Genomic DNA, 12727 nt, shown 5'->3' with positions numbered 1-12727 from the left:
CCCGACAGAGCGCAGGGTCAGGGTGGACATGCTTCCAGCTCCAAATAGCAGGTACAAGCATTGAAAAGTCATGTCCCTACTTTTGGGCAGCAAGGCAAGTCCACCCTTTCTTAGTATTCCTTTGGGGTCCTTCTTCAGGTATTCCTCTAGGGTCCATCAAATAGGAAATTATAGTTCTACATTCCTTGGACAAACCATAACAAGCTCCAGTAAGTGTAGGGCTTGCAAGTTTTGTCCAAGGAGCTGTAGAATATAATAATGTTTATATCCCACCCACCAGCCCTTTTTATAATATATATGGTATAATATGTATTAAAATAGTTTATTTAGTATATATTTGTATTAATTTGCTTATCAAACAATATATTTAAAAATTAAAAATTTAATAAATTAGATATTAATGTACTGAAATAGTAATGTGAAAACTGATTATTGACCAAGACAATAAAAAGAACTATAATATAATTATATTGACTAAGACAATATAAGGGGTTGGTTAATTGATTGGTTTAGAATACATATTGAGTTTATATAATATGCAGCATATAGAGCTTGCGGAAAAACTGGGAATAAAAAAACAAAATATTAATATGTGGATTAAAGGGAAGCAAAATATACCTAAAAAATATCTCCCTGTATTAGAAGGATTGTTTGGAATAAAGCAAGAATATTTCATGAAAAAATTAAATGAAATAGAGAAGCTTGAGATACAGAAAGAAAAATTAAAAAAAGATTTAAAACCAGTAATAAAGAAGCATGAGCAGCAGTTTCTTATTGGTGAAGTAAATGATCTTGTGGAAGTTCCTATATATGATAAAGAAGAAATCAATACAATGGAGAGAACAATAGAAAAAGCTAAACTTATATCTAAATTTAAGGAAGCTATGGATGTTGTAGATGATAATCCTTATATGGATACTTACAAATTAATAGTTGAACTTATGGAAAAGGCTCAGCATGAGGCTCTTGTTCATAAAACCATAGAGGCATTAGGGCATTATTTTGAAATATTGCCTGATTGGGTATCTACAGGTCCAGAGCAGGATGAGTTTGAAAGTGAAATATTTGAAGTATTTGATGATAATAATTTTTAATTTTGAGGAGCACAAAGATTAATAATTTTTGTGTACAGCATAAGGAATACAAGGAGGAATAAAAATGGCAACAGCAAACATTGGATTTGAAGAAACCCTATGGAAAGCAGCAGATAAGTTAAGAGGAAGTATGGATTCAGGTGAATACAAGCATGTGGTATTAGGACTTATATTTGTTAAATATATATCAGATAAATTTGAAACAAAGTATAATGAGCTTTTGGAAGAAGGAGAAGGTTTTGAAGAGGACAGAGATGAATATACTTTTGAAAATATATTCTGGGTACCAAAAGAAGCAAGATGGGATTATATAAGAGATAACGCTAAAGATCCTAAAATAGGTCAAATAATAGATGATGCAATGATTTTGATAGAAAAGGAAAATCCAACACTGAAGGGAGTTCTTGATAAAAGATATGCAAGACCAGAACTTGATAAAAGAAGACTTGGAGAGCTTATAGATTTAATATCAACTATTAAGCTGCATCAAAATGGAGAGAAAGATCTTTTAGGTAGAGTATATGAATATTTCTTAGGTCAATTTGCAAGCTCAGAAGGTAAAGGCGGTGGAGAATTCTATACACCAACTTCAGTAGTTAAAACTTTAGTTGAAATGATAGAACCATATGAAGGTAGAATTTACGACCCATGCTGTGGTTCAGGAGGTATGTTTATTCAAAGTGAAAAGTTCGTAGAGGAGCATCAAGGAAAAGTAGATAACCTTTCAATATATGGACAGGAATTAAACTCAACAACTTGGAAACTTTGCAGAATGAACCTTGCAATAAGAGGGTTGGATGGAAATATAGGACCACATCATGCTGATACATTCCATGATGATCTTCATAAGACCTTAAAGGCAGACTATATACTGGCTAATCCTCCATTCAATATAAGTGACTGGGGCGGAAATAAATTAACTGAAGATGCTAGATGGAAATATGGTACACCACCAGAAGGAAACGCAAACTACGCATGGCTTCAACATATGGTATATCACTTAGCACCAAATGGATGTGCAGGTATAGTTTTAGCAAATGGAGCATTAAGCTCAAATACTTCAAATGAAGGGGAAATAAGAAAAAATTTAGTTAATTCAAACTTAGTAGATGCAATAGTTGCATTACCAGATAAGCTATTCTATTCAACAGGTATTCCAGTATCTCTATGGATATTAAATAGAAATAAAAAAGATAATCCTAAATTTAGAAGTAGAGAAGATGAAATATTATTTATTGATGCAAGAAACTTAGGAACAATGGTTGATAGAAGACATAGAGAATTAAAAGATGAAGATATTAAAAGGATAGCAGAAACTTACCATAACTATAGAAATATAAATAGTAATTATGAAGATATTCAAGGATTTTGTAAAGCAGCAAAACTTGAAGAAGTAAGAGAACATGAATATGTATTAACTCCAGGTAGATATGTAGGAATAGAAGAAGTAGAAGATGATGGAGTACCTTTTGAAGAAAAGATGGAAGCTTTAACAAGTGAATTAGGAGAACTGTTTACTAAATCAAGACGATTAGAGGATGAGATTAGAAAGAATCTTGGAGGGATTGGGTATGAGTTCTAAGGAAGTTAAACATTTCGATGATGGTAGAATTAGTGAAGTATATAAAAGCATTAAACAAACTATAGATGAAGCACGCTCTAAGGTTTATTCTTCAGTAAATTTTTATATGGTTCAGGCTTATTGGAACATAGGAAGGCTAATATTTGAGGCACAAGACGGAAAAGAGAGAGCAGAATATGGAGAACAGCTGATAAAAAATTTATCAAAGGAATTAACAAAAGAATTTGGCAAAGGTTTTACACCAACCAATTTGAAAACTATGAGAAAGTTTTACATGGTATTTCAAAATAGTCACGCACTGCGTGACCAATTAAGTTGGACTCATTATAGACTGTTACTTAAGGTAGATGATAATAATAAAAGAGACTTTTATATAGATGAATGTATAAAAAGCAATTGGAGCACAAGACAACTAGAGAGGCAAATAAATTCCTTTTATTATGAACGGCTTTTATCAACTCAGGAGAGTAATAAAGAAGAAGTGAGAAATGAAATAAAAGAATTAGAGCCTTCAAAAAATATAAATGATATGGTGAAAGATCCTTATATATTAGAATTTTTAAATTTAAAAGAAAACAAAAAATTTCTAGAAAGAGACCTAGAGCAAGGATTAATAGATAACCTACAAGAGTTTTTATTAGAACTTGGAAAAGGATTTTCATTTGTAGGAAGACAAAGAAGAATAACAGCAGATGGTGAACATTTCTATGTAGATTTAGTTTTTTATAATTATTTGCTTAAATGTTTTGTTTTAATAGATTTAAAGCTAGGTAAACTAACTCATCAAGATATAGGACAAATGGATTTCTATGTTAGATATTACGAAAAAGAAGTAAAAGGTGAGGATGATAATCCAACAATAGGAATTATACTATGCTCTGAAAAGAACGAAACCATAGTTAAATATTCAATCCTAGAAGAAAGTAAACAAATATTTGCCTCAAAGTATATGCTATACATGCCAACGGAAGAAGAGTTGAAGAGAGAAATAAATAAGGATAGAGAGATACTAGAGCTTGAGGAAAGGATGCATGAAGATGAATAATAGAGAAATATTTGCCAAGTATAGACACCTAGAGGATGAGATTGGAAAGAATCTAGGAGGGGTTGGGTATGAGTTTTAGTGAGTGGAAAGAAGTTGAATTAGAAGAAGTAATTTCTTTTAACCCTAGGGAAAGTTTAAAAAAAGGAACCATAGCTAAGAAAATAGGAATGGATAAATTAGAACCTTTTAATAGAAAGATACAAGGTTTTGAAGAAACAGAATTTAAAAGTGGTACTAAATTTAGAAATGGAGATACTTTATTAGCAAGAATTACTCCATGTTTAGAAAATGGTAAAACAGCACAAGTACGAATATTAGATAAAAATGAAATTGGTTTTGGTTCTACAGAATTTATTGTTATGAGAGAAAAAGCAGATAAAACTATAAATGATTTTATTTATTATTTAGCAATTTCTAAGGAATTTAGAAATATAGCAATAAAATCAATGACAGGAACTTCCGGAAGACAGAGAGCACAAAAAGATGTGCTTGAAAAAACAGTCATGAAACTTCCAATAATTGAAGAACAAAAAGCCATAGCCCATATTCTTTCAATTCTAGATGAAAAAATGGAAATCAATAATCAAATCAATAAAAAACTAGAAGAAATGGCTCAAGCTATTTTCAAACAATGGTTTGTAGATTTTGAGTTTCCTAATGAAGAGGGAGAGCCTTATAAATCCAGCGGTGGAGAAATGGTAGAAAGTGAACTTGGTATGATTCCTAAGGGGTGGGAAGTAAGTAACATAGGCAACTTATGTGATGTTACATCAAGTAAAAGAATTTTTATGAAGGAGTATTCTGATAATGGAGTTCCATTTTATAGATCTAAAGAGGTAATTGAGAAAAGTAAAGGAAATAACATAAGCACAGAATTATTTATATCTAAAGAAAGATATGCTGAAATAAAAGAAAAATTTGGGGTGCCTAGTAAAAATGATATTTTATTAACATCAGTTGGAACGTTAGGCGTTTCTTATTTAGTAGGTGATGAAGAGTTTTATTTTAAAGATGGAAATTTGACATGGTTTAAAGATTTTAAAAATAAATGTTTTAATATATATATATTTAATTTTTTAATATCTTTAGAAGGAAAAAAAGCAATAGATTCAATTGCAATTGGATCAACACAAAAGGCATTAACTATTAATTCATTAAAACAAATTAAAATAATTAAACCTAGTATTGATATTATAAATAAATTTCATGAATTATCTAATCCAATAATAGAGGGGATTAGAATAAACATTAAAGAAAAGGAAAGATTAATGGCAATTAGAGATACTTTACTTCCCAAACTCATGTCAGGAGAAATAAGAGTACCATTAGATAATTGAGAGTGGAGAATGGAAAGTTGAGAATGAGAGACGAGTTTTTAACTCTCAACTTTCAACTCTCACTTCTCAACTAAAAAAAGGGGTGTTGTTTAATGAAATTTGGAATGCGAAAACCAAGTCTAAAGAAACGAATATCAGCAAGAACAAGTATCAAAAGGCAAATTGTTCACAGAGCAGGACTAAAAATGCCAAGAGGATATGGATGGCTGAGGAACCCTAAGAAGTACGTCTACAACAAGGTATATAATAAAACATCCTTTGATATTTTTAAATTTATAAAGAAACTGTTTAAATAATGGAGAATTATAAAGAACAATTGAGAATTGAAAATGAGAAATTGCCAAGGAACTTAACTTTCAACTCTCAATTTTCAATTCTCAATTCAAAAAGGGGGATATGCTTTGAGTTTATTTGAGAATTTTACAGAAGACTTACTAGAAGAAGCAGCCATAGAGATATTTCAGGAGATGGAGTACAGCTATGTTTTTGGTCCTGATATTGGACATGATGGGGATAAGCCAGAAAGAAATAATTATAGAGATGTAATATTAGAGCAAAGAGTTAGAGATGCTTTGTTTAATCTTAATAGGCATCTTCCAGAAGAAGCACTAGACGAAGCTTATAGAAAGATAATTACCTTTAATAGTCCAATATTAGAGGAAAATAATAAGGAATTTCACAAGCTTTTAGTTGAGGGGATAGATGTATCTTTTAGAAAAGATGGTCAACCTAAAACTGAAAAAGCTTATATTATAGATTTTAAAAATCCTAAAAAAAATGATTTTTTAGTAGCTAATCAGTTTACTATAATTGAAAATGAAGAAAGAAGACCTGATTTAATAGTATTTGTTAATGGTATTCCATTGGTGGTAATTGAATTAAAATCAGCTACGGATGAAAATGTTGGTATAGATGAAGCGTATAATCAAATACAAACTTATAAACAAGATATTCCCTCATTATTCAACTATAATGCTTTCTGTATTTTATCAGATGGAATAAATGCTAAGGCTGGAACTATAACTTCAGATGAAGAAAGATTCATGAACTGGAGAAGTATTGATGGGATTAATATTGAATCTTTAGATGTTCCACAGTATGAAGTTATGCTAAGAGGAATGCTTGAGAAAAATAGAATTCTAGATATAATAGAAAACTTTATATTATTTCATAAATCAAAAAAGAAAGATTATGATTTACAAGGAAACCAAATTGGTGAGCATGAAGTCATAATAAAAATATTAGCAGGTTATCATCAATATTTTGCAGTTAAGAAAGCTACAGAAAAAACTAAAATTGCAAGTAGTGAAGAGGGAGATAGAAAAATAGGGGTTATATGGCATACTCAGGGATCAGGTAAGAGCTTTTCCATGTTGTTTTATGCAGCCCAAATAGTTAAAGAACTTAATAACCCAACATTGGTTATATTAACAGATAGAAATGATTTAGATGATCAACTGTTTGGAACTTTTGCTAATTCAATTGGTATTTTAAGAGAATCACCAAAGCAAGCCAATGTAAGAAAATTAACAGAAGAACAAAAGAAAGCTAATATTAAAGCTAAAGATAACTCTAAAGAAGTAAATGGATTATTTGATTTGCTTAATGAGAGAGAATCTGGAGGAATTATATTTACTACTATTCAAAAATTTAAGCCAGAAGATGGGGAAATGCCAGTACTTACTGATAGAAGAAATGTTATTATAATTGCAGATGAAGCACATAGAAGTCAGTACGGATTAGAAGCAAAAACTGATACTAAAACAGGGGAAGTTAAGTATGGTTATGCCAAGTATTTAAGAGATGCACTTCCTAATGCTTCATTTATAGGTTTTACTGGTACACCAATAGAATTAGAAGATAAATCAACACCAGCAGTTTTTGGAGAATATATTGACGTTTATGATATGACAAGAGCTGTTGAAGATGAAGCAACTGTTAAAATATATTATGAAAATAGAATTATTAAGTTAGAAACTGATGATAAAGAACTAGAAAAAATAGATGAAGAATTTGAAGAAATCACAGAAGGTCAAGAGGATAATGACAGAGAGAAATATAAAACAAAATGGTCAAGATTAGAAGCTGTTGTAGGTTCACCAAACAGAGTTAAGAAGCTTGCAGAAGACATAGTTAATCACTATGAAGAAAAAGCGAAAACTATTGATGGTAAAGCTATGGTTGTATGTATGAGTAGAAGAATAGCCGTTGATTTATATGAAGAGATAGTTAAGCTTAGACCAGATTGGCATAGTGATGATGTTGAAAAAGGAAAAATTAAAGTTGTAATGACTGGAAGTGCAGCTGATAACGAAAGACTTCAAAAGCATATAGGTGGAAAACAAAGACGAGATACATTAGCTAGAAGAATGAAGGATAATAGTGATGAACTCAAAATTGTTATTGTTAGAGATATGTGGCTTACTGGATTTGATGTCCCTTCAATGCATACTATGTATATAGACAAACCTATGCAAGGTCATAACTTAATGCAAGCAATAGCAAGAGTAAACAGAGTTTTCAAAGATAAATCAGGTGGTGTTGTAGTTGATTATCTTGGTATTCTTGAAAGTTTAAAAAAGGCTCTGAAGCAATATACAGATAGTGATAAGCAAAATACAGGTATAGATACATCAGCTGCAGTAGGTGTAATGCTTGAAAAACTTGAAATTCTTCGTGATATGGTTTATGGACTAGATTACTCAGCATATATGGGCAATTCTCAAGCTGCTAGGATAAGAGCTATAACTAGTGGTATGAATTTAGTTCTAGGTATGGAAGAAAAAGAACAAAAGGAATTTAAACAATTTGTAATTGAATTAGCTAAAGCTCATTCTTTATGTGCAGCAACAGATGAGGGGAAAAATTTAGCTTTGGAAGTAAGCTACTTCAAGGCTGTTAAAGCAAGTTTAGCAAAACTTGATTCAAAAAATGTTGTGAAAAAATCAAAAAAAGAAATTGAAGTAAGAGTTAACCAAATGCTTGAAAGATCAATTATATCTGAAGATGTTATTGATGTTTTTGATACACTTGGCATTAAAAGACCAGAAGTTTCAATTCTTTCAGAAGAGTTCTTAGAAGAAGTAAAAGCTATTAAACATAAAAATTTAGCTGTTGAAATGCTTAAAAAACTTCTAGAAGGAAATCTAAAGTCTCTTGAAAAAAGAAATTTGGTTAAATCTGAAAAGTTCTCAGAAAAACTAAAGAAAGCTCTAAATAAATATAGAAATCAAGCTATAACTAATGCAGAGGTAATAGAAGAACTTATCAGAATGGCTCAAGAAATAAAAGAGATGAAAGATAAGGAAAAAGATTTAGGGCTCAATGAGGATGAAATAGCTTTTTATGATGCCTTAACTGCTGACGATATAATTAAAGAATTTATGGATGATGAAACCCTAAAAAAAATAGCTCATGAACTAACAAGGTCTATAAGAAATAATATTACTATAGATTGGAGCGTAAGGAAAAGCGCCCAAGCAGGTATGAGAAGAATAATAAAGAGATTGTTAAAGAAATATGATTATCCACCAGAACAAGCAAAGCACGCACTAGAGGTAGTTATGAGACAGGCAGAGCTTATGTGCGGAAATGTTGATATGAATGAGATAGTTTGTGATAGAGTTGCTGAAAGTAGAGAAGATTACTTAGTTTAGAAAGTAAGGTAAAAAAAGCTTAAAGAATTTTTAAATGATATAGATATTTAGTTAATATAAGATTTAAAATGGGGGAATGTATTGTGTGATGTGCAATAGATCAAGTTGCTGAAAAGGCTAATATATCTTTTAAAAATAAAGAGTGTAAAAAGGTAGTGGAACTAAGTACAAGCAGTGAAGAACTAAATGAAGTAAGTAAAAAGATACAAGAATTTATATTGAGTTTAGACAATATAATAGATGAGAGGCAAATTGAAGAAACACCTAAATTGTCAGAGGATGAGGTAGAGGAAAAAGAGATACCTAATTATAGTGATTATTTAGTAGATACAGAAGTAGAGCATAATTTGTATGAAGATTTAACTCATAAAAGACCTTGTGCTTTTAAGATTCAAGGTGAGAAGATAGAGGTAAAAGACTGGAAGGGTGCACTGGTAAAAACAATAAATTATTTAGGAGAAAAAGACCCAACAATATTAAAAGCATTTGTGGATAATCCTAAGATAAATGGGAAAAAAGTAATTTATTTTTCAAGGGTGGAGTTACCAACTATGAGAGCACCAAGAAAAATAGACTCAGCTAATATTTATATTGAAACTAATCTTAGTGCAAATGGTATTAGAAATTTATTAATTAAAGCATTAAATAAATATAATATAAAATTAAGCGATTATAAAATATATTTAAAAGCAGATTACTCTGAATTACACTAATTTTTACTTCTTGTATCAGCCGAAAAACATGATGCTGAAACAAGATAAGGGAAAAAAGTATAGATTAAAATTAATAAGGGGGAAAAAGAAATGGAGCATATTTTAATAACTTATAGTGCAGAGTGTGCAGAGCAAGGTCATGTAGATCCTAACTTTACTCAACTTGTATATGGTAATAGTGGGAAAAATGGGGGTGTGATTAAAAAGCATATTAAACCAGGATCTTATATATTTTTTAATGCTAAGATTGATCAAAAAAGATTTGTTACAGCTTATTTTCAGGTTGAAAAGGTACTTATTAAAGGACAACAAAATAGTGAAATTAATGCTCTCAAATGTGATGCAAAAGTAGATGAAGTTATAATAATTGGTGATAGAAACCATTCAAAGATATTAACTGCACCATTATTATTAGATAGAAAGTTACTAGGCAAATTAACCTCTTATGATGCAGATGATGCTTACTTTAATAGGAAACTTGCAGCAGGATGCTCTGAGTTAGAGGCAATCAAAGACAAGACTTTAAATCCAAAAGTAATAACTGAACAAGAAAAAGAATTACTAATTGAGCTATGTATGAATAGAGGTTAATTAATGCGTGGGAATATAAAAAGTTACGAAGACTATGACAAAGCGGTAGAGAATAGTGATGATTATGAGGGTTAAAAAAGGATGAGTTGTATAATAATGATAAAATAGATGAGATTTTTTATGATTTAATTTACAATATGTTTTTTGCAATGCTATTAGTAGAAAACATTGGTAAAAAGAGTGGAAATTAATAATATATAGGGAGAAGTAAACAATGCCAGATATTAAATACGAAATAAAAGAAACTATAGGAGTAGTTTCAGAGTCAACAAAAGGCTGGTCAAAAGAATTAAATTTAATCAGCTGGAGCGGAAGAGATCCTAAGTTTGATTTAAGAGATTGGGCACCAGAACATGAAAAGATGGGAAAAGGAATAACTTTATCAGCTGAGGAATTGAAAAAGTTGAGAGATATATTGAATGAGATGGAGCTGTAACAATTAAAAAATATAAGAATAAACCTTCCTAAGAATTTTAGAATTTAGGAAGGTTTATTCTTATTTAAATAGTCCTGCAGTAATGTGTTTAATTAGATTTAACTTTAGTATAGTAGCTATGTAAAGAATTTTAATTCTAAAATTTCTAAATGACAATTTATTTATGATTTTTTTCTATTTTTATAAGAAATATGGGCTTTTATAATCTTCTTTTTAAATTATGCGACAGCATGGAACAAAATTCACTTTGTGAACCGTAAAAAAAGTTATCCACAGTTTTAAAATTTTATAATTTCCTATAGAAGGACAATATTTGTCCATGTGAACATGTAAAATGGTTATAAAGGATACAGAAAGGGTGGTTTTATGAGTGACTATACTATTAAAACAGAAAAAATTAACCCAACTATAATTTTGATTTTTACTAACATAATATTCTACATATACACACAAGGGCTAAGTGGAAATTTTATAAGGATAGATACAAAGGTATTAAGAGAATTCAATAACAATTTTTTTACACTAATTTTGCATAGAGATATAAGTCACCTAGTGATAAATATGATTACGCTTTACATTTTTGGAACATGGGCATATAAATACTATAATTTTATTCAGCATATATTAATATATTCTATAGCATCAATCATTGGAATTATAGCAAGTAGTTCAAGTAATTATGTAAGCCCAGCTTCATCGCCAGCTATACTAGCCTTTGGAACAGCTATAATAATACATATATTATTATTTCGAAGGAATATGGAAAAGTTAGAAAAGGGTGAATTTGTAGGGGTATACAGTGTATTAACAATGATAGTTTGGCTCATAAATAGACATGATATCGAGGTTATTGCTGGTAGTATAATATTTGGATTATTAGCTGGGATAATAACACCATTATTAATATTATTACTAAGGTACTTAGATATTAAAAAGATTTTAGAAAATATATTTGAAATATTAAAAATAGTTGCAATACTGGGAACGGTTTGGTTTATTGTGTCAACTGGTAGCATACGGGGAGCATTTTATGAAGTGGTATATACAATAGGTGAAAGTTTAGAGAATGAAGATAAAACATTTAAGGATTTTCAAATAACTACAAGTAATGGTTTATCAAATGAATTTAGATTTGGTAACTATAGTGAAAATTCTATAGAACTTCTTTTAAAAGACAATAAATTGAGAATAAATAATATACCTAATGAGAGTGATTTTAAATATGTATGGGTTCAGTTTCAAAATAAAGATACCGGTGAAGTAATCGAGGGGGATATAGAGAAAATAAAAAAAGATAGTTATATTCAGATAAATTTACCTAAGCTATCTAGTGGAGAGTATTATATAGATCTTTTTTCTAATAATATAGCAACTTCAACATTTAACTCTTTTATATATAAGAAAATAGTGTTACTAAAAAATGGAGGAGAATTAGGTATAAAGATGTCACCGGTTTATGAACATAATAAAAGGGTTTTTGAAAAAAAAAGAGTAGCCAATGAAGATTTAAATGTAAGCAGGTACTATTCAGCTAATTCTATAGAAATTGTGCATTTAGCACAAAGTATTACCGCGGGTATTGAAAGGGATTATGAAAAGGTATTAGCAATACATGATTGGGTTAGTGAAAATATATATTATGATAAGGATGCCTTAAAAAGTGGATACTACGGTAGGCAGGGTATCGCGGCTACACTTCAGTCAAAAAAAGGAGTATGTCAAGAGTATGTAGAACTTACGACAACACTAATAAGAGCCATGGGTATTCCTTGCAAGTTGATATTAGGATATGCTTTAGGTATAGATTCAGAAGGTGAGTGGACAAGTGATAATGTAAATAGCTTTATTTCAAATCATGCTTGGAATGAGGTTTTCGTAGATAATAGATGGATAATATTAGACACCACATGGGATTCAACAAATATATATGAAAATGGAGAATATAAGAAGTGCAAAGGAATAAGAAGGGTTTACTTCGACCCTACAATAGAAATGTTTTCTATGAGTCACAAAATAATAGATAATTAGAGAGGAGTTTTTATATGGGAATATATGGTTCACCAGATTTGTATCCTTATAATAATGATAATGATGAAACATCAAAAAGAAAGGAGAAAAAAAAGAAAAAGGGATTAGTCTTAGTTGTTTAAAATGGTACCCGTGTCAAGGACATTATAAAAAAAGGGATTAAGCAACATTTAAAAGATGATTTCTAAATTGTTTAGGAGTCATCTTTTTTAATCCCCATTGACATCTATGGTTATTGTAGTAAT

At 30.1% G+C, this 12727-nt stretch carries 11 protein-coding genes; 10 read left to right on the top strand and 1 reads right to left on the bottom strand.

Going from position 1 to position 12727, the window contains the following annotated elements; genetic code table 11:
• Positions 1-500 precede the first annotated feature (500 nt).
• The 10 genes from OIO11_RS03940 (at position 501) to OIO11_RS03895 (ending at position 12482) form a co-directional block, all read left to right on the top strand.
• Positions 501-1094 (top strand): helix-turn-helix domain-containing protein, encoded by a 594-nt coding sequence (locus OIO11_RS03940; RefSeq protein ID WP_268070065.1) that lies wholly within the window; start codon positions 501-503, stop codon positions 1092-1094.
• Between the two features lie 64 nt (positions 1095-1158).
• On the top strand, positions 1159-2676 hold the full coding sequence (locus OIO11_RS03935; RefSeq protein WP_268070064.1) for a class I SAM-dependent DNA methyltransferase: 1518 nt from the start codon (positions 1159-1161) through the stop codon (positions 2674-2676).
• A complete protein-coding gene (locus OIO11_RS03930) occupies positions 2666-3721 on the top strand; it encodes a PDDEXK nuclease domain-containing protein (RefSeq protein ID WP_268070063.1) in 1056 nt (351 codons plus the stop codon). Before OIO11_RS03935 ends, OIO11_RS03930 begins: the two co-directional genes overlap by 11 nt.
• A gap of 68 nt (positions 3722-3789) precedes the next feature.
• Positions 3790-5058: a restriction endonuclease subunit S gene (locus OIO11_RS03925; RefSeq protein WP_268070062.1), complete on the top strand. Its 1269-nt coding sequence runs from the start codon at positions 3790-3792 to the stop codon at positions 5056-5058.
• Positions 5059-5150: 92 nt separating this feature from the next.
• Positions 5151-5354: a hypothetical protein gene (locus OIO11_RS03920; RefSeq protein WP_268070061.1), complete on the top strand. Its 204-nt coding sequence runs from the start codon at positions 5151-5153 to the stop codon at positions 5352-5354.
• A 105-nt stretch (positions 5355-5459) separates the two neighbouring features.
• Positions 5460-8714: a type I restriction endonuclease subunit R gene (locus OIO11_RS03915; protein WP_268070060.1), complete on the top strand. Its 3255-nt coding sequence runs from the start codon at positions 5460-5462 to the stop codon at positions 8712-8714.
• A gap of 155 nt (positions 8715-8869) precedes the next feature.
• A complete protein-coding gene (locus OIO11_RS03910) occupies positions 8870-9427 on the top strand; it encodes a hypothetical protein (RefSeq protein ID WP_268070059.1) in 558 nt (185 codons plus the stop codon).
• Positions 9428-9517: 90 nt separating this feature from the next.
• Positions 9518-10018, top strand: a complete 501-nt coding sequence (locus OIO11_RS03905) for a hypothetical protein (protein WP_268070058.1) — start codon at positions 9518-9520, stop codon at positions 10016-10018.
• 214 nt (positions 10019-10232) lie between these two features.
• On the top strand, positions 10233-10454 hold the full coding sequence (locus OIO11_RS03900) for a YdbC family protein (RefSeq protein ID WP_268070057.1): 222 nt from the start codon (positions 10233-10235) through the stop codon (positions 10452-10454).
• Positions 10455-10820: 366 nt separating this feature from the next.
• Positions 10821-12482, top strand: coding sequence for a rhomboid family intramembrane serine protease (locus OIO11_RS03895; RefSeq protein WP_268070056.1), 1662 nt, complete (start codon positions 10821-10823; stop codon positions 12480-12482).
• Between the two features lie 159 nt (positions 12483-12641).
• Here OIO11_RS03895 and OIO11_RS03890 read toward each other — a convergent pair.
• Positions 12642-12727: IS3 family transposase (locus OIO11_RS03890; RefSeq protein ID WP_268070085.1), on the bottom strand; the 86-nt coding region annotated here is incomplete at its 5' end.

Source organism: Clostridium sp. ZS2-4, from assembly GCF_026719745.1.
GTDB lineage: Bacteria > Bacillota > Clostridia > Clostridiales > Clostridiaceae > Clostridium_H.
This window is presented reverse-complemented; position numbering and strand designations above follow the sequence as displayed.

Coding starts and splice junctions, on each gene's coding strand:
- OIO11_RS03895 (WP_268070056.1), top strand. CDS start 10,821: ATGAGTGACTATACTATTAAAACAGAAAAAATTAACCCAACTATAATT.
- OIO11_RS03900 (WP_268070057.1), top strand. CDS start 10,233: ATGCCAGATATTAAATACGAAATAAAAGAAACTATAGGAGTAGTTTCA.
- OIO11_RS03920 (WP_268070061.1), top strand. CDS start 5,151: ATGAAATTTGGAATGCGAAAACCAAGTCTAAAGAAACGAATATCAGCA.
- OIO11_RS03935 (WP_268070064.1), top strand. CDS start 1,159: ATGGCAACAGCAAACATTGGATTTGAAGAAACCCTATGGAAAGCAGCA.
- OIO11_RS03905 (WP_268070058.1), top strand. CDS start 9,518: ATGGAGCATATTTTAATAACTTATAGTGCAGAGTGTGCAGAGCAAGGT.
- OIO11_RS03925 (WP_268070062.1), top strand. CDS start 3,790: ATGAGTTTTAGTGAGTGGAAAGAAGTTGAATTAGAAGAAGTAATTTCT.
- OIO11_RS03930 (WP_268070063.1), top strand. CDS start 2,666: ATGAGTTCTAAGGAAGTTAAACATTTCGATGATGGTAGAATTAGTGAA.